A 17,151-nucleotide genomic window follows, 5' to 3' on the forward strand; every position below is an offset into this window, starting at 1 on the left:
ACCTTCCGAGGATCTGACGACTGACATGGCACTCACGTACTCCGCAGGCTCCCTGGTCACCGCACGCGGCCGGGAATGGGTCGTGCTCCCGGAGAGCGAGCCCGACCTGCTGGTGCTGCGCCCGCTGGGCGGCTCGGACGACGACATCGCGGCGGTGTTCCCGGCCTTCGAGACGGTGAAGGGCGCCGAGTTCGCGCCGCCGGTCCCCGGCGACCTCGGCGACCAGCGGGCGGCCGGTCTGCTGCGCACCGCGCTGCGCGTCGGCTTCCGCTCGGGCGCGGGCCCGTTCCGCTCCCTGGCGGGGATCGCGGTGGAGCCGCGCGCGTACCAGCTCGTCCCGCTGCTGATGGCCCTGCGGCAGAAGACGGTCCGCATGCTGATCTCCGACGACGTCGGCATCGGCAAAACCGTCGAGGCGGGCCTGATCGCGAGCGAGCTGCTCGCCCAGGGCGAGGCGACCGGCCTGGCGGTCCTCTGCTCCCCCGCGCTGGCCGAGCAGTGGCAGCAGGAGCTGCGCACGAAGTTCGGCATCGACGCGGAGCTGGTCCTGTCGTCGACGGTCTCCCGCCTGGAGCGCGGCCTGGACCTGGGCCAGTCTCTGTTCGACAGGTACCCGCACGTGATCGTGTCGACGGACTTCATCAAGTCCACCCGCCACCGCGACGACTTCGTACGCCACTGCCCCGACCTGGTGATCGTCGACGAGGCGCACACGTGCGTGGCCGCCGACGACACGAAGGCGAGCACGCAGAACCAGCTGCGCTACGAGCTGCTGCGCCGCGTCGCCGAGGACACGGAGCGGCACCTGCTCCTGGTGACGGCGACCCCGCACAGCGGCAAGGAGTCGGCGTTCCGGAACCTGCTGGGCCTGGTCAGGCCGGACCTCGCCCACGTCGACCTGGACTCGCAGTCCGGCCGCAAGCTGCTCTCCCAGCACTTCGTGGCCCGCAAGCGGGCGGACGTACGCCAGTACCTCACCAAGGAGGACGGTCTGGCCGACGACTCGCTCGCCGAGCGCACGGCGTTCCCGTCCGACCGCTACTTCAAGGACGAGACGTACAAGCTCTCCCCCGAGTACCGGGCGCTGCTGGACGACGCGATCGCGTACGCGAGTGAGCGCGTGGAGGAGGCGGGCGGCCAGGGCCGGCGGGAGGCCCGTATCGCCTGGTGGTCGGCGATCGCGCTGCTCCGCTCGCTGGTGTCGTCGCCGAGGGCGGCGGCACAGACCCTGCGGACCCGTTCCGCCGCGGCCGTGGCCGCGTCGGCGGAGGAGGCGGACCGCCTGGGCGCCCCGCTGACCAGCGACTCGGCGGACAGTGACGCGCTGGAGGGCATGGACGTGGCCCCGGGAGCGGAGACGGAGGAGAACGCGGGCTCGCGCCTGGCCGAACTCGCCGCCCGCGCGGAGGCGCTGGAGGACCCGGCGCGGGACCTGAAACTGAAGGCGCTCATCAAGCACCTCAAGGCCCTCCTGGCGGACGGCCACAACCCCATCGTCTTCTGCCGCTACATCCCGACCGCCGAGTACCTGGCCGAGCAGCTCGCCAACGACCCGGAGACGAAGAAGCGCGGCCCGCTCGGCGCGAAGACGGTCGTCAAGGCGGTCACCGGCACCCTCTCCCCGCAGCAGCGCATCCAACGTATCGAGGAGTTGGCGGCGGAGGCCGGCGAGGACGCCGCCGCCCGCCGCGTCCTGATCGCCACCGACTGCCTGTCGGAGGGCGTGAACCTCCAGCACCACTTCGACGCCGTCCTCCACTACGACCTGGCCTGGAACCCGACCCGTCACGACCAGCGCGAGGGCCGCGTGGACCGCTACGGCCAGAAGCGCGACGAGGTCCGCGTCATCACGCTGTACGGCGAGGACAACGGCATCGACGGCAAGGTCCTGGAGGTGCTGATCAAGAAGCACCGCCAGATCAAGAAGGACCTCGGCATCTCGGTCTCCGTCCCCGACGAGATGTCGACCGGCGTGACGGACGCGATCGTGGAGTGGCTGCTGCTGCGCGGCCGGCAGGGCGAGCAGGAGGCACTCTTCGAGTCGGACTCCTTCCAGCAGAGCTTCGCGGACCTGGACAAGGACTGGAACTCGGCCGCCGACCGGGAGAAGGCGTCCCGGTCCCGGTTCGCGCAGCGCTCGATCCACCCGGAGGAGGTGGCCCGCGAGGTCGCCGCCGTCCGGGAGGCGCTGGGCGGCGCGGGCGAGATCGACACGTTCGTACGGGAGTCGCTGAACGCGCTGGGCGCGGTGCTGCGCGATTCCGGCGACTCCGCCGCGGACTTCACGGCCCAGGTCGGGGGCACGCCGGTGGGCCTGCGGGACGCACTGGCCCCGGTCGTGGGCGCGGAGACGGTGGAGGGAGACCGTCCCATCCCCTTCCGTACGACGCCGGCGGTGGCGCGGGGCGAGGCGGCGCTGGTCCGGACGGACCCGGTGGTGGGCGCGCTGGCCTCCCACGTACTGAACGCGGCCCTGGACACCCAGGCGGACGGCGCCCGCCCGGCCCGCCGCTGCGGCGTGGTGACGACGGACGCGGTGACGACCCGTACGACGCTGCTGCTGGTCCGCTACCGCTTCCACCTGACGCTGCCGTCGCGGAACGGCGAGAAGCAGGTGGTGGCCGAGGACGCCCGCCTGCTGGCCTTCGAGGGCGCGCCGAGGAACGCGGTGTGGCTGCCGCCGGAGCGGGCGGTGGACCTGCTGGACGCGCGGGCCGCGGAGAACACGGCGGCGGCGTCCGGGGAACGGACGATGAAGCGCATTCTCGGTGAGTTGGGGGAGGTGACGGCCCACTTGGAGTCGTACGGCGACGAACTGGCCGCCGAGCTGGACGCCTCCCACCGCCGGGTGCGGACCGCCTCCGGCGAGATCGTCCGGGGCCTGTCGGTCACGGCCCAGAAGCCCGCCGACATCCTCGGCACCTACGTCTACCTGCCCGCGACCGCCTCTGTCCCCGCTGGAGTGTCCGCCTGATGTCCGCCACCACTCGCAACCAGGTGTTCACCGCCGTCCACACCGTCGGCGGCCTGCTGCCGGCCGACATGCTGGTCCGCATCTCCGAGGGCAAGGACGTCCCCGGCTCCAAGCCCGCCGACTACGGCATGCCGTCGTCGCGTTCGGTCCGGGACGAGGCCGAGCGCAGCTGGGAGTACCTGAAGCCCCTCTGGCGCGACCTGCGCAAGCACCTGCCCGAGAACGCGGAGACGGGCGTCCCCGCCACCGACCCGACCGGCCGCGCCGACACCGACTGGCTCGCGCCGCTCTGGCGGGAGCTGGGCTTCGGCCGGCTGACGGCGGTCGGCCCGGCGGGCATCACGGCCGACTCGGACACCGAGAAGACGTTCCCGGTCTCCCACCGCTCGGGCCACGCCCTCATCCACCAGACGGCATGGAACGCCGAGCTGGACAAGCGCCCCGGCGGCGCGGGCACGGTCCCGCCCCAGTCGATGCTCCAGGAGTGCCTGAACCGGACGGAGGCCCACCTGTGGGGCGTCCTGACGAACGGCCGCCAGGTACGGCTGCTGCGCGACTCCAGCGCCCTGGCCACGGCGTCGTACGTCGAGTTCGATCTGGAGGCGATCTTCGACGGCGAGCTGTTCAGCGAGTTCGTGCTGCTGTACCGGCTGCTGCACGTGTCGCGGTTCGAGGTGGCGGAGGGGGCGGCGCCGTCTTCGTGCTGGCTGGAGAAGTGGCGCACGGAGCGATCGCAAGCGGTACGCGGGCGCTGGACCAGCTGCGAAAGGGCGTCCAGGAGGCGATCACGGCGCTGGGAACGGGCTTCCTGCGGCACCCGGAGAACGGCTCACTCCGCGAGGACGTCCGCCCGAAGCCCTTGCAGAAGGCGCTGCTGCGCCTGGTGTACCGACTCCTGTTCGTCTTCGTGGCGGAGGACCGCGACGCGCTGCTGTCGCCGGGCGCAGACGGGATCGCACGCGAGCGGTACGAGACGTACTTCTCGTCAGCCCGACTGCGGGCCCATGCCAGGAAGCGGCGGGGTACGGCGCACGGGGACCTGTACGAGGCCCTGCTCATCGTCCTGACGGCCCTCGGCGAGGAGAAGGGCCGCCCCGAACTGGGTCTCCCCGGCCTCGGCGGCCTGTTCAACGACACGGACACGGACGCCCCGCTGCATGGCTTGAAACTCTCCAACGAGGCGCTGCTGACGGCCGTACGCCACCTGTCTCAGGTACGGGACGGCAGCTCGGGCCGCTGGCGGGCGGTGGACTACCGGCACCTCGACGCCGAGGAGCTGGGGTCGGTGTACGAGTCCCTGCTGGAGCTGGAGCCGAAGTACAGCGCGGCCGAGCGGACGTTCACGCTGATCGAGGTGGCGGGCAACACCCGGAAAACAACGGGTAGTTACTACACTCCGTCATCGCTCATCGAGTGCTTGCTGAACTCCAGCTTGGACCCGGTGATAGAGGACGCCATGAAGCGCGGCGAGGAAGCAGCCGCGCAGTCGGGTGCGGCCGACCCGTCGGACGTGATCGTGAATGAGCTGCTGTCGTTGACGGTCTGCGACCCTGCGTGTGGTTCCGGACACTTCCTCGTGGCGGCGGCCCGCCGTATCGCCAAGCGGGTCGCGGCGGTACGGGAGCGCAACCCCGAGCCGACGTTGAACGCGGTCCGCCATGCACTGCACGAGGTCGTGGCCCACTGCATCTACGGCGTGGACCTCAACCCGATGGCTGTGGACCTGGCGAAGGTCTCGCTGTGGCTGGAGGCTCTGGAGCCCGGTAGGCCGCTGAGCTTCCTGGACGCCCACGTAAAGCAGGGCAACGGCTTGATCGGCGCTACGCCCAAGCTCCTCCAGGGCGGCATCCCCGACGAGGCGTTCATCGCTACAGAGGGTGACGATAAGAAACACGCGAAGGCCCTGGAGAAGATCAACCAGCAGGAACGGGTCGGCCAGGGCAGCCTGTTCGATCTGGGCGGGGAGATGGTCAAGGTCGCGAACACGGCTTTCGCAAGCAGTCTGCGATCCATCACGCTCATTCAGGCCGAGGAGTTGACTGACGTACGCCGTCAGGAGGACGCGTACGACAAGTGGACGACTTCCTCCGACTACCAGCGCGCCAAGCTCGTTGCCGACTCATGGTGCGCGGCGTTCGTGTGGCTGAAGACGCCAGAAGCGCCACGTCCAGTGACACACGCCGTGTTCAAGGCATTCGAGGATCCGAACGGTCAGGAAGTACCGACGGAGACTAAGGCCGAGATCAGGCAGCTACGGAAGCATTTCTCCTTCTTTCATTGGCACCTGGAGTTCCCCGAGGTGTTCTCGGTACCGGAGGACGGGCGAGGCGTTTCGTCGGCTACCGGGTGGGCCGGGGGCTTCGACTGCGTGGTGGGGAATCCACCGTGGGACAGTGTGGAACTCAAGGAACAAGAGTTTTTCGCCACGCGCATCCCGTCAGTCGCTGCCGCAGCAACCGCTGCCAATCGCCGCAAAATGATCACTGCACTCCGCGAAAACCCGGACACCCAGCATTTCCTTCAAGAATTCGAGGAGGCCAACCGGGCCAGTCACGCCACTAGCCACTTCCTCCGGCACTCCAACCGCTTTCCACTAACAGGCAAGGGCAACCTCAACACGTACGCCGTCTTCTCTGAGACTGACCGTATCCTGCTCGATGCAAAGGGGCGGGCAGGATTGATCGTCCCAACGGGAATTGCCACAGACGCACGGACTCAGCACTTCTCCGGAGATCTAGCACGGAGTGGAGCTATTGCGGCTCTGTACGACTTCGAGAACCGTGCCGGCCTCTTCCCCGCTGTAGACTCACGAATGAAGTTCAGCATTCTATCCCTGACAGGAAGCTCTCTGCGCGAACCGGCGGCTCAATTCGCGTTCTTCCTGCATGACCCGGCTGAACTCGACGACGCGAACAAAAGGTTCACTCTAACGCCAGAAGAGATCGCACTACTCAACCCAAATACAGGCACCTTCCCAATTTTCCGCTCACGACACGACGCAGAAATCACTCTCAAAATCTATGATCAACTCGACGTACTGTTCCGCGATGGAGGAGTTGATGGAAACCCCTGGAACATTACATCAGCTCAGGGACTCTTCAATATGTCGCATGACTCACACCATTTCAAATCCAAAGAAGAACTCGAGACCGACGGCTGGACCCTCCATGGAAACATTTACCAGCGAGGAGCGGAAAAACTGCTCCCACTATACGAGGCGAAGATGGTGGACTATTTTGACCATCGCGCTTCAGATGTAATAAAGAGTGACTCCGCCACCAAACGTCAGAATCAACCGCGATACCTTACCGCGAGCGAGCACGATAACCCCTCTCGCTTCGCACAGCCCATGAATTGGGTTACAGAGACTGAGGTACTCAGAAAGCTCGATGCAATGAACTGGCATCAAGGTTGGCTGGTAGGCTACTGCGATGTCACAAGCGCAACAAATGAGCGCACCGCGATCCCCTCTCTGATTCCTCGTGTTGCGGTAGCCCACACTCTTCCTCTCGCACTTCCATCACGTGACACCAACGAAGTAGCCGTCCTCTATGCCGCACAGGCATCATTTGTGTTCGACTTCACATGTCGACAGAAGTTGAACGGACTTCATCTCACACTTACCGTCCTCAAACAGCTTCCTGTCCCATCTCCAGAAACGGCGCAACGACACGCTTCGTTCGTCACTCCCCGCATACTCGAACTAATCTATACCGCAACAGATTTGACGCCGTTCGCCAAAAGTCTAGGTGAAATTGACCCGAGTCCCTTCCGTTGGGACGAGGCCCGCCGTCGTGCAATCCGCGCCGAACTCGATGCCTTCTTCTTTCACATCTATGGTGTATCTCGAGACAACGTCGAATACATCCTGGATACCTTCCCCATCGTCCGTCGGAAGGACGAGGCCAAGTACGGCACCTACCACACCAGGAACCTAATCCTCGCCGAGTACGACCGCATGGCTCGGGCCGGCCTCACCCTCGACGACCCCTTGGTGGACGGCGAGAACTACACCTCCACCCTCACCCCGCCCCCGGGACACGGCCCCCGCCACCCCGCCTGACCACACACCACCGGCGCACCACCATCGACGTCCCAGGGGGGACCATGAGCAACCCGCAGCAGCCCAGTCCGATGCCCTCGAAGTACGAACTCGAGGTATGGGACTCCATCCAGCGATTCAAGGGCCGCCCACTGTCACAGGCGATACAGAACGCCGGCGAGCACGTGGCCAACGGCGTCACGCAACTCGGCAAGCACGCGGCGAAGCAGTTGGAGAAGCACCCGCGCGCCGCGTCGGCCGTGTCACGGGGACAGGAGTTCGTCGCCAAGGGCGCGTCCAAGGCCGGCGCGAAGGCACGTAACGCCGCCGAGAACATGCCGGAGTGGGGCGGCACGGCCGTGCAGTCCGTTCGGAAGACAGTGGGGAAGCTCTCGCGAGCGGGACTCTCTCCGAAGCGAGTGGTGGCGCTCCACAACAAGCGCGGGCACGACATCACCTCGCTCTCCGACGTACGCCAACTCGACCTCGAACTGGTCGAGGAGGTGCGCGGTCGGGGAGCGAGCTGGTACTATCCCGCCGCGGCGGCGCTGTCGGGGGCAGGTGCGGGGCTTGCGATCACCGGAGGGCAGCTCACCATCACCGCCTCCGCCGGTGCCGCGGCGGCTCCTTCGCTCGGTGCGATCGCGGGCGCAGTGACTGCCGATGCGGCATTCGTACTCGGACTCTCGTCCCGGGCTGTCGGCCAGGTTTCCCTGTCCTACGGATACGACCCCGAGGAGCCGTCCGAGAAGCTCTTCGTCATGTCCGTCGTCAACTTGGGGACCGCGAGTTCGGCTGCTGCCAAGAACGCGGCGATGGCCGACATCTCGAGGCTCACCCAAGCACTCTTCCGGGGCAAGACGTGGGACGTCCTCAACAACTCCTTCGTCACCAAGGTCGCTGAGAAGTTCGCGAAGGCGTTCAGTGGCCGCCTCACCAAGAAGGGGCTCGGCAAGGCCGTACCCGCCTTCGGCATCGTCATCGGCTCCACCCTGAACTGGGCGACGCTGGAGGGGATCGTCGACGCGGCCGAGATGGCTTACCGACGCCGGTTCCTCCTGGAGAAGTACCCGTACCTCGCCGACGAGGAGGCATTCGTGACGTTCACCGACACGGACGTCTCGGACGACGCCGACGAGAAGATCAGCGTGCTCGACGAGATCGTTGAGGAGGGCGGCCCCGACCTACGTTGACGTGGCGCCCCGGCGGTGGGCGTCACCACGCGACCGCCGGGATGCCGGATCTCAGGACCCCGCCGCGAAGCCGACGAAGTGGACCCAACCCTCACGCCCCACAGCGAACGGCCGTCGTACCACGTCCTTGGAGTCTCGTACGTGGACCACCTGCTCCGTGACGGCGACCTCTACACAGTCGTCGCCCTGGGCACTGCTGTAGCTGGACTTGAACCAACCGAGCTCGGACGTGTTCATAGCGCTCCTCTGATCCGCATCAGCAGGCCCATGGAGTCCTTCGGGGAAAGGGCCTGCGAACGCAGTCTTGCATAGCGCATATGGATGCGGCTCACCTCTTTCGGTCCAACAATCAAACGGCCGTTCTCCTGGCCCTCGGAGTACGCCCGCCAGCGGCCGTCCGGCATCTCCAGCAGTCGTACAGGCCCCGAAAGGCATGCATGCTGCTCGCTGTCCGCAGGCATGACCTGAACGGTGACGTTGCGCAGAAGGCCGAGCTCAAGGATGAGATCGAGCTGCTCCGCCGTGACTTGCGTCCCTCCCAAGCGGCGCATGAGAACGGCCTCTTCGATGACGAAGTCGAACGTCGTGTTGGGACGTTCGCGGAGCAGTTGCTGACGCTCCATGCGCACCTGGACGGTGGTTTCCAGAGCATCATCCGACAAGGGTGGAATCTCGTTCTCGCAGAGAGTTCGTACGTACCCCTCCGACTGCAACAGCCCAGGGATCAGCCGACACTCATACGTGCACAGACTCACCGCCGTACGCTCCAACCTGGCCCACTGCCGAAACCAGACCGCCAGCCCCGCGTCTCCCCGAGTCAGAAACCGCGCCGAGTGCCGCAACGCCCCTGTGTTCCCCAGCGCCTCCTCCGCCCGCTCCACGAAGGACGCGTCCGGCATCCGCCGCCCCAACTCCACCGACTCCACCGTGTGCTTGGAGAACCGGACCAGCTCCCCGAACTGCACCCGGCTCAGCCCCGCGTGCTCCCGCAGCGCCTGGACCACCGCCCCGAACGTCCGCAGGCTGTCCGACGGGTCCGGTTCCCGCTCGCACTCCCCGCCCGGCACCGCCGGCTCCACATGGTCGGTCGTCATCCGAGGCCCACCTCCAGGTTCGCGCACACCGGGTTCCTCTGATGAAAAACGCCGGGAGCAGCCAAGAGGGCACTCGTACAACCCACCCGTCATCCCCGTACGGCGACGCACCGTACGGGCCGCTGGCTTGGATGATGCCCCAGTTACGTGAGCGTCGGTGGACGGTTGTGCCGACGTTCCCACCGGGGCCGAACCCCCTGCACGTGCCGGCGGCGCCGATAAGGTCAGCCTGTGACGTACATAGTGACCCTCACCTCGCTTCAAATGGCCGAGAACGAAGGCGACTGGCTCATCACGGAGCGCTTCACAAAAGGGCTGCCCACAGGGCTCGACACGTCCGACACAGGCACCCGGTTAGCCTTGCTGGTGTGCGACAACAGGACGCATACCTCCCACAACAGCCGTAGGGAGTTCTCCGAACACGGCCGCTTCATCACCTGGATCGGATCGGTACAGCGCTTCAACACCGTGGGGCCGGTCGACAGCAGCATCACCATCGAACCCATGCGCAGATGTCCGGAGCCGGTTGCTCTGGACGGCCCTGGCGGAATCCTCGCCTCCCTTTCCTCGACGCACCGAGCACACGTGGAGCAGGCCCTCACCGGAAGCGCGGGACACATCGGCGTAAGAACCTGGCAGGCGCTCCAAGAAGCGCTCCTTCGGAACCACCCCGAGTTGGCCCGGTACATCGAGTGGCTGCTCGCCAATCTGAACCCGGTCATCTTCGACGTAGACGACGCAGCGGACCGGGCATGGCAGGAGCAGCGGGACGCCGCCCAGTCCCTGACTCGGGTGACCGACTTCCCTCACTCCGCGCTGTCTGCCTGGAGACGCCCCGACTCACGGGATGCGCCGTACCTCGCGGGCCTTGTCCCGGACCCGGTGGAGAACAGCCTGATCGACCACGATGTGCGCGCCGGCCTGGGCAGCGGGGCCCCTCTTTTCTTCGATGACTGGCCAGGACTCGATGACGTGCGATGTGACATCCACGTGCTGGAGGACACCGCCGGACGCCGCCTCGAGGTCGTCAACGTCAATGCCACTCCGGTCGAGAGCCGACTGGGCACGGACATGATCTACTACCATCACCCCACCCACAGCTTCGTCCTCGTCCAGTACAAACGCCTGGGCTCCCGGGACAAGGAGTACCGGGTGAACAAGCAACTCCGGGACCAGATGGACCGTTTGGAAGGGGTTGCAGAACTCAGCTCGAAGCCTGTGCATCCCCACGAGTGGCGCCTCTCACAGGACGCGTGCTTCCTGAAGTTCGCACACTGGCGGGACGGAGCAGTCCCCACCTCCGAGTTGGCGCGCGGCATGTACATCCCCCTCTCCTACGCCCGCGTCCTTCTGGACGACGACTGCACGCTCGGGAGTAGGGGTGGGCGCCTCTTCAGCTACGAAAGGGTGGGCCGCTATCTCGTCGCCTCAGAGTTTGCAGAGTTGGTGAAGCTCGGCCTGGTCGGGACCGTGGGAACGAGCGTCGAACAGTTGCGGGACTTCAGTCTGGAGCGTGCCCGCGAGGGATACAGCGTCGTACTGGGGGTCGAGACGAGCGAGGAGACGCCTCGTGACCGGTCCGTACGCGTCCGTCAACGCACCGCGAAGAAAAGGCCGAAGGTGATCTCCTACTCCCCACAGACCCCACAGCAGCAGTCGCCCGATACTTCGGGCTTCTGATCTGCGGAGGGGTTGCAGCGTCCACCCGTGCCCCGCTCCCCCAGGCGCCCCTGACGGAGGGGGCATGGCTGATAACCACAGGTGTTCTTGAAACCACCCTTGCATCCGCAGATGATGCTCACGCTTCCTCGTGCACCAACCGATGTACGGGTAGGGCACCACCCCGGTGCACGAAGGAGCACTGACTGCTGAACGGAACGGGGGCGTGACAGTGCCGCGCAGGTATCGAGCCGGTCGGCAGGGGGCCGGTGTCGTATGAGGCAGCGCCTCCAAGTCGTGCTGCAGATCCTGCTGGCGCTGGTCGCCTGCCTGCTCGGCATCGTCACCAACTACGCCACCAGCAAGGACGACGCGCCCTGGGCGCTGGAGATGATCCAGCAATGGTCCGTTCCGGCCATCGGGCTGCTGGTCGTCGCGATGATGGTCGGGCAGGTCGTCGTGTACCGGCTGGAGAACCCGGCGCCCGCACCCTCGGAGTGGCCGCATGACCGGATCCCGTATCCGGGGCTGGACGCGTTCGGCGAGGACGAGGCGGCCGTCTACTTCGGCCGGGAGGCGCAGGCTGCCGAGCTGACGCGTCGGCTCCACGCCTCCGCGACCCGCCCCGCCGACCGGTTCCTGATGCTGACGGGGGCGTCCGGCAGCGGCAAGTCGTCGCTCGTCCGGGCAGGGGTCATGCCACGGTTGCGCCGGCGCCGGTGGACGATCGTGCCGACGTTCTCACCGGGGCCGAACCCCCTGCACGCGCTGGCCGCGTCCCTGGCCGCGGCCGGTGACGGCCGGGAGACACCCGACGCGGTGCTGCGGCGGCTGCGGCAGGGGCCGGAGAGCCTGGCGGCCGAGTTGTCGCGGCTGCGGGCCGGGCAGTTCCAGCGGGTGCTGCTCGTCATCGACCAGTTCGAGGAGCTGGTCACCCTCGCGGGTGAGCGGGAACAGGCCCAGTTCCTGGAAGCGCTGCACGCGTGTCTGCGGCAGGAACCCTCCGTCCGGGTCCTGGCCACGTGCCGGGTGGACCTACTGGGGCGGCTGCTCGGGACCGGTCACGCGCCGTACCTGCAACACCCCGTCGCCATCGGCACGTTGCACCGGGTGCAGCTCGCCCAGGTGGTGGAGCGACCGGGTGCGCTGGTGGGCATCTCGTTCGAGCCCGGTCTCGTCGAGACCATCGTGGACGACACCGGTACGGATGACGCGCTGCCCCTGCTCGCCTATCTCCTCCAGGAGCTGTACTTCGCCTGCGGTCCGGGCGGCACGATCACCGAGGAGACGTACCGGCAACTCGGAGGCGTGGCGGGGGCACTGGCCCGGCAGGCCGACAACACGGTCGCCGCCCTCGGCACTCCGGGCGGCATCGACTTCGCGCTGCGGGTGCTGCTGAAGTTCGTCACCGTCGAGGAACGGGACCTCGCCCGCCGTCCGGTGCGGCTGTCCGAGCTGACCGACCGCGAGCGGTACGTGGTGGACGCCTTCATCGAGGCACGCCTGATCCGGTCCTACGCCGCCGAGGGAACCGCGGGGAACGCGGACGACCACCGGGACGCGTGCGCGGAGGTGACGCACGAGGCGCTGTTCCGGCAGTGGGCACCCCTGCGCCAGGAGGCGGAAGCGCGGGCGGAGCGGCTCCGGGAGCGGGCTGAGTTGGAGCGGTGGGCCGCCGACTGGGAACGGTCCGGGCGCAGTGCGGACTACCTCCTCACCGGTGAGCGCCTCACCGTCGCCCAGCGGTGGCTGGCCGCATTGGAGGAGGCCGGGCAGGCGTCGGCTCCCGCCCGTGCGCTCGTCGACGCCTCACAGCGCCGGGACCTGGCCTTCCTCAACCGTGTCTCGGAGAGCATCGGCCGGCAGGTGCTCGCCAGTGCGGAGACCGAACCGGAGCGGGCGCTGCTGCTCTCCCTGGCCGCGCACGGCGAGTGCGCGCCGACCCCGGCCGCGCGGCGGGGACTGATGACGGCGCTGGCCGCGAGTCATCTGCGGACCCGGCTGGACGGTCACACGGACACGGTCCGGGACGTCGCCTGGTCCACCGACGGACGGCTGCTGGCGACCGCGTCCAGGGACGGGACGGCCCGCGTGTACGACGCGGAGTCGGGGCGTTCACTGCGGGTGCTGCCGTGTGACGGCGCCATGGTCGAGTCGGTGTCCTTCTCCCCCGACGCGACACGGCTGGCAACCGCCGGGCGCGACCAGGTCGTACGCGTCTGGGACGCCGTGTCCGGTGAACCGGTCCGGCAGCTCGCCGGCGCCGGGGACATCGGTCGGCGGGTGGCGTGGTCGCCGGACGGGACGCGGATCGCCGCCACGTTCAAGGACCAGGTGGCCCGGGTGTGGGAGGCCGACAGCGGCCGGCTCGTGCACGAACTGCGCGGCCACACGGGTGACGTCTGGGGCGTGGCCTGGGCGCCGGACGGCTCGCGTCTGGCCACCGCGTCGCACGACCGGACGGTGATCGTCTGGGACGCGGCGACGGGAGCGGCCGCGACGACCCTGACCGGGCACACCGAGTTCGTCGAGGGCGTCGCGTGGTCGCCGGACGGGGAGTCGCTGGCCACCGGAGCCGGCGATCACACCGCCCGGATCTGGGACGCCCGCACGGGCGCTTTGCGGCTGCTGCTGCGCGGCCACACGGACTACGTGTGGAACCCGGCCTTCTCACCGGACGGCCTGCTGCTCGCCTCCCCGTCGTCCGACCGGACGGTGCGCGTCGTCAGCACCGAGGACGCGAAGGAGGTCGCGGTGCTGCGCGGCCACACCGACACGGTATGGGCCGTCGCGTGGTCGCCGTCGGGCACACAGCTCGCCACCGCGTCGACGGACGGCAGCGGCCGGGTGTGGGACCTCCGGCCGCGGGGAGCCGAGTCCGTTCTGGTCCAGGAGCACGACGGGCCGGTGAACCAGGCGGTGTGGTCCGGCGACGGAACCCGCCTCGCCACCGCCTCGGACGACGGGACGGCACGGATCTGGAACGCGGACTCCGGCGCACCCGCCGGGCCGGTGACGGTGCCGGGCGAGCGGGTGTGGAGTGTGGCGTGGGCGCCGCACGGCGACCGTCTCGCCCTCAGCACCGCGGACGGACTGGTGCGTGTGGTGGACGGCTCCGGCGGCACGGTGTTCGACCTGCGCGGTGAACCCGTCGAGGGCTGCTCGTGGTCCCCCGACGCCCGGCGGATCGCGACCGGCGGCCACGACGGCACCGTGCGCCTCGTGTCCGCCGTCGACGGCACCGAGCTGCGGAAGCTGACCGGGCACCAGGACTGGGTGGGACGCGTGGCGTGGTCACCGAGCGGGCGGAGGCTGGCCAGTTGCTCCGACGACCGCACCTGCCGTCTGTGGGACACCGCCGACGGCACCCAGCTGACCGTGCTGCGCGGACACGGCAACTACGTGGAGGACGCGGCCTGGTCCCCGGACGAGGCGCGGGTGGCCACGGCCTCCGGTGACTGGACGGCCGCCGTGTGGGACGCGGTGACCGGTCGGCGCATCGACGTGCTGAAGGGACATGAGGGACGGGTCCGGGCCGTCGCCTGGTCACCAGACGGCCGCCGTGTCGCGACCGGTTCGGACGACCGGACGGTGCGGCTCTGGTCCGCCACCACGTTCGAGGAACTCGCCGTCGTCGGCGTCCACCGGGACAAGGTGATGTCGGTGGCGTGGTCCGGGGACGGTACGCGGCTGCTCACCGCGTCCGCCGACGGCACCACGCGGGTGTGGCCGGCGGACCCCGACTACGACCAGTTGGAGGCGCGGGCGCGCGGGCGGGTGTTCCGCACGCTGGACGCGGAGGAACGGCGGCAGCACCTGCTGCCGCCGGACCCCGCCTGAATCAGTAACGCTGCTCGACCGTGCGGTCGTCGGTGTGCAGGAGGTAGTCGTCCGGGGCGAGACCCATCGCCTCGCGCTCGGGCGACGCCCAGTACATCGCGTTGCGCTCCGCGAAGGTCTCCGGTCCCTCGTAGGAGATCAGCCAGACGAACTGGTTGCGTTCCCGGTCCGCCCAGGCCCCGCCGATCTCGAAGCCCAGCTTCAGCCGCAGCGGCACGATGTCGTTGCGCCACCGCTCCACCCACTCGTCGAGCAGCCCTTCACGAACGGTGTACGTACGCAGCTGCGTGGTCCTGGGCATATCAGTTGTCCCCGAGGAAAGCGACGAACTGCGACCAGCCGTTCCGGCTCACGGTGAATGGCTGACGCATCACATCCTTGGAGTCCCGTACGTGGACGGTCTGTTCAGTGACGGCAACCTCGACGCAGTTGTCACCAGCCGTGCCGCTGTAACTGGACTTGAACCAGGTCAGTTGCGTGCCGCTCATAGTTCTCCTCTGATCCGCTCCAGCAGGCCCACGGAGTCGTGAGGGGTGAGGGCCTGTGCGCGGAGTGTCGCATACCTCCGGTGGAGCACGGCAGCCTGCTTCGGATCAGCGATCAATCGGCCGCTCTCCTGCCCTTCGGAGTACGCCAAGGACCTCCCGTCCGGAGTCTCCAGCAATGCCAGGGGGCCGTCCAGACCCGCGTGAGACACAGTGCGGGTGGGCATGACCTGCACGGACACGTTGCGGAGCCTGGCGAGACCCAAGATGTGGTCCAACTGGCCGCGCAGCACGTGCTCACCTCCCAGAGGGCGCTGCACGATGCACTCCTCCATCACGAAGCTGAAGCTGGTGTTGGGCAGTTCCCGGATGAGGCCCTGCCGTTCCATCCGAGCTGCCACCTGCGCCTCCATCTGTTCGTCGGACAGGGGTGGAATGCGGGTTTCGAAGGCCGCCCGCGCATACCCCTCCGACTGCAACAGCCCCGGCACCAACCGGCACTCATAGGTACCGAGGCTCACCGCCACCCGCTCCAGCCTCGCCCACTGCCGGAACCAAGCCGCCAGCCCCGCCTCCCCCCGCGTAAGAAACCGCGCCGAGTGCCGCAACGCCCCCGTGTTCCCCAGCGCCTCCTCCGCCCGCTCCACGAAGGACGCGTCCGGCATCCGCCGCCCCAACTCCACCGACTCCACCGTGTGCTTGGAGAACCGGACCAGCTCCCCGAACTGCACCCGGCTCAGCCCCGCGTGCTCCCGCAGCGCCTGGACCACCGCCCCGAACGTCCGCAGGCTGTCCGACGGGTCCGGTTCCCGCTCGCACTCCCCGCCCGGCACCGCCGGCTCAACATGGTCGGTCGTCATCCGAGGCCCACCTCCAGGTCCGCGCACACCAGGTAGCTCTGATGGAGAACGTCCGGAGCAGCCAGAAGGACACTCGTACAACCCACCCGTCGTCCCCGTACGGGGACGCACCGTACGGGGACGCAGCCCGTCCAGGCCCTCACACCAGAGCTGCATCCCTGAGACCAGGAGGCACTTCGACGACACCAACGCGCAATGACACACCGCGTCCAGCCTCGGATCCGAGCCCAGCATCCAACCGCTGACCGTCGTCGTGATGCTGCCTCCGTCACGGAGTTGCCACAGGCACGAGGGCGGGATCGTACACACGGCGCATGTCGCGACCACCGCGTCGTCGTACGCACCGTCCTGGTGTCCGAGCAGGCCGTTCACCAGGAAGCCGGAGCCGGACGCCTACGACCGGCAGCTCCCGGCCACGATCTGGTGTGCGTACCGGTCCTCCGGGCCGATGTCCTGGACCACCTTCTGGGCCTCTCGCACCCGACCCGTCTCGCACATCAGTCGCACAAGGACGTACAGGGCACCACGGTCACCGTCTTCGGCGCGCTCACGCAGCGCCGACTCCCTACCCCGGTCTCGAAGCGACCTGTTCAGGGCCCGACGCGCGTGGAGATCCGTGAGAGCACGCTCCGTGAGTTCCGGAATCCGTTCCGCTCGGGCCAGCAGGTCCATGTGCCACAGATGGTTGCCGTGCATGTCTGAATCGTCGGAGAAGCACTCGGCGTGGGCGCTCACCAGCGTGATCGCCTCGTCCCAGTCCTGAAGCTGTTCCGCCGCCCGAGCTCGCTCCCACCAGTCCACAGGACGAGTATCACCTGGGTCTGTCGACCCACCGGACAACGCCCTTCGAAGTGATCGTTGATGAGCACCGTCAGGTGAAGTCACCGCCGGCCTCGTCCTTCCCGAGCCGGACTGGGGGGGGGGGGGGGGGGGGGGGGGGGGGGCGCGGCGGCGGCTGGGGAAGGGGAAAGGAGGCGGGAAGATACAGACGGAAGACCCCTCAG

General features: G+C 68.1%; 11 protein-coding genes. 5 read left to right on the forward strand and 6 right to left on the reverse strand.

Annotated features, from left to right (window positions below; genetic code table 11):
- The first annotated feature begins 25 nt into the window (after window positions 1–25).
- The 3 genes from ACZ7G3_RS22210 (at window position 26) to ACZ7G3_RS22220 (ending at window position 8,209) form a co-directional block, all read left to right on the forward strand.
- Complete coding sequence (locus tag ACZ7G3_RS22210; RefSeq protein WP_470927756.1) at window positions 26–2,974, forward strand: helicase-related protein; 2,949 nt, start codon at window positions 26–28, stop codon at window positions 2,972–2,974.
- Between the two features lie 883 nt (window positions 2,975–3,857).
- Window positions 3,858–7,037, forward strand: coding sequence for an Eco57I restriction-modification methylase domain-containing protein (locus ACZ7G3_RS22215; RefSeq protein WP_470927758.1), 3,180 nt, complete (start codon window positions 3,858–3,860; stop codon window positions 7,035–7,037).
- Window positions 7,038–7,081: 44 nt separating this feature from the next.
- A complete protein-coding gene (locus ACZ7G3_RS22220; protein WP_470927760.1) occupies window positions 7,082–8,209 on the forward strand; it encodes an EcsC family protein in 1,128 nt (375 codons plus the stop codon).
- 51 nt (window positions 8,210–8,260) lie between these two features.
- Here ACZ7G3_RS22220 and ACZ7G3_RS22225 read toward each other — a convergent pair whose 3' ends face one another.
- Window positions 8,261–8,446: a DUF397 domain-containing protein gene (locus tag ACZ7G3_RS22225; protein ID WP_309316734.1), complete on the reverse strand. Its 186-nt coding sequence runs from the start codon at window positions 8,444–8,446 to the stop codon at window positions 8,261–8,263.
- On the reverse strand, window positions 8,443–9,303 hold the full coding sequence (locus ACZ7G3_RS22230) for a helix-turn-helix domain-containing protein (RefSeq protein ID WP_470927762.1): 861 nt from the start codon (window positions 9,301–9,303) through the stop codon (window positions 8,443–8,445). The genes ACZ7G3_RS22225 and ACZ7G3_RS22230 overlap by 4 nt, the downstream gene beginning before the upstream one ends.
- A 231-nt stretch (window positions 9,304–9,534) precedes the next feature.
- Between ACZ7G3_RS22230 and ACZ7G3_RS22235 the strand changes: the two genes are divergently transcribed.
- Both ACZ7G3_RS22235 and ACZ7G3_RS22240 read left to right on the forward strand, forming a co-directional pair.
- Complete coding sequence (locus ACZ7G3_RS22235; protein ID WP_470927764.1) at window positions 9,535–10,983, forward strand: hypothetical protein; 1,449 nt, start codon at window positions 9,535–9,537, stop codon at window positions 10,981–10,983.
- 255 nt (window positions 10,984–11,238) lie between these two features.
- The gene (locus tag ACZ7G3_RS22240) at window positions 11,239–14,802 is read left to right on the forward strand and encodes an nSTAND1 domain-containing NTPase (protein ID WP_470927766.1); all 3,564 of its coding nucleotides are present in this window, start codon (window positions 11,239–11,241) and stop codon (window positions 14,800–14,802) included.
- 1 nt (window position 14,803) lies between these two features.
- Here the strand turns inward: ACZ7G3_RS22240 and ACZ7G3_RS22245 are convergent, their stop codons facing one another.
- From ACZ7G3_RS22245 to ACZ7G3_RS22260, 4 genes are all read right to left on the reverse strand, one after another.
- The gene (locus tag ACZ7G3_RS22245; protein WP_470927768.1) at window positions 14,804–15,103 is read right to left on the reverse strand and encodes an NIPSNAP family protein; all 300 of its coding nucleotides are present in this window, start codon (window positions 15,101–15,103) and stop codon (window positions 14,804–14,806) included.
- Between the two features lies 1 nt (window position 15,104).
- Window positions 15,105–15,290: a DUF397 domain-containing protein gene (locus tag ACZ7G3_RS22250; RefSeq protein ID WP_470927770.1), complete on the reverse strand. Its 186-nt coding sequence runs from the start codon at window positions 15,288–15,290 to the stop codon at window positions 15,105–15,107.
- The gene (locus tag ACZ7G3_RS22255; RefSeq protein WP_470927772.1) at window positions 15,287–16,147 is read right to left on the reverse strand and encodes a helix-turn-helix domain-containing protein; all 861 of its coding nucleotides are present in this window, start codon (window positions 16,145–16,147) and stop codon (window positions 15,287–15,289) included. The genes ACZ7G3_RS22250 and ACZ7G3_RS22255 overlap by 4 nt, the downstream gene beginning before the upstream one ends.
- Before the next feature lie 393 nt (window positions 16,148–16,540).
- Entirely contained in the window at window positions 16,541–16,948 is a 408-nt protein-coding gene (locus ACZ7G3_RS22260) for a hypothetical protein (RefSeq protein ID WP_470927774.1), read from the reverse strand.
- Window positions 16,949–17,151 lie beyond the last annotated feature (203 nt).

The sequence above is a fragment of the Streptomyces sp. NPDC037271 genome (assembly GCF_055603605.1).

Bases quoted from the DNA above. Each gene is read 5' to 3' on its own strand.
- ACZ7G3_RS22210 (WP_470927756.1), top strand. From the start codon at position 26: ATGGCACTCACGTACTCCGCAGGCTCCCTGGTCACCGCACGCGGCCGG.
- ACZ7G3_RS22220 (WP_470927760.1), top strand. From the start codon at position 7,082: ATGAGCAACCCGCAGCAGCCCAGTCCGATGCCCTCGAAGTACGAACTC.
- ACZ7G3_RS22225 (WP_309316734.1), bottom strand. From the start codon at position 8,446: ATGAACACGTCCGAGCTCGGTTGGTTCAAGTCCAGCTACAGCAGTGCC.
- ACZ7G3_RS22230 (WP_470927762.1), bottom strand. From the start codon at position 9,303: ATGACGACCGACCATGTGGAGCCGGCGGTGCCGGGCGGGGAGTGCGAG.
- ACZ7G3_RS22240 (WP_470927766.1), top strand. From the start codon at position 11,239: ATGAGGCAGCGCCTCCAAGTCGTGCTGCAGATCCTGCTGGCGCTGGTC.
- ACZ7G3_RS22245 (WP_470927768.1), bottom strand. From the start codon at position 15,103: ATGCCCAGGACCACGCAGCTGCGTACGTACACCGTTCGTGAAGGGCTG.
- ACZ7G3_RS22250 (WP_470927770.1), bottom strand. From the start codon at position 15,290: ATGAGCGGCACGCAACTGACCTGGTTCAAGTCCAGTTACAGCGGCACG.
- ACZ7G3_RS22255 (WP_470927772.1), bottom strand. From the start codon at position 16,147: ATGACGACCGACCATGTTGAGCCGGCGGTGCCGGGCGGGGAGTGCGAG.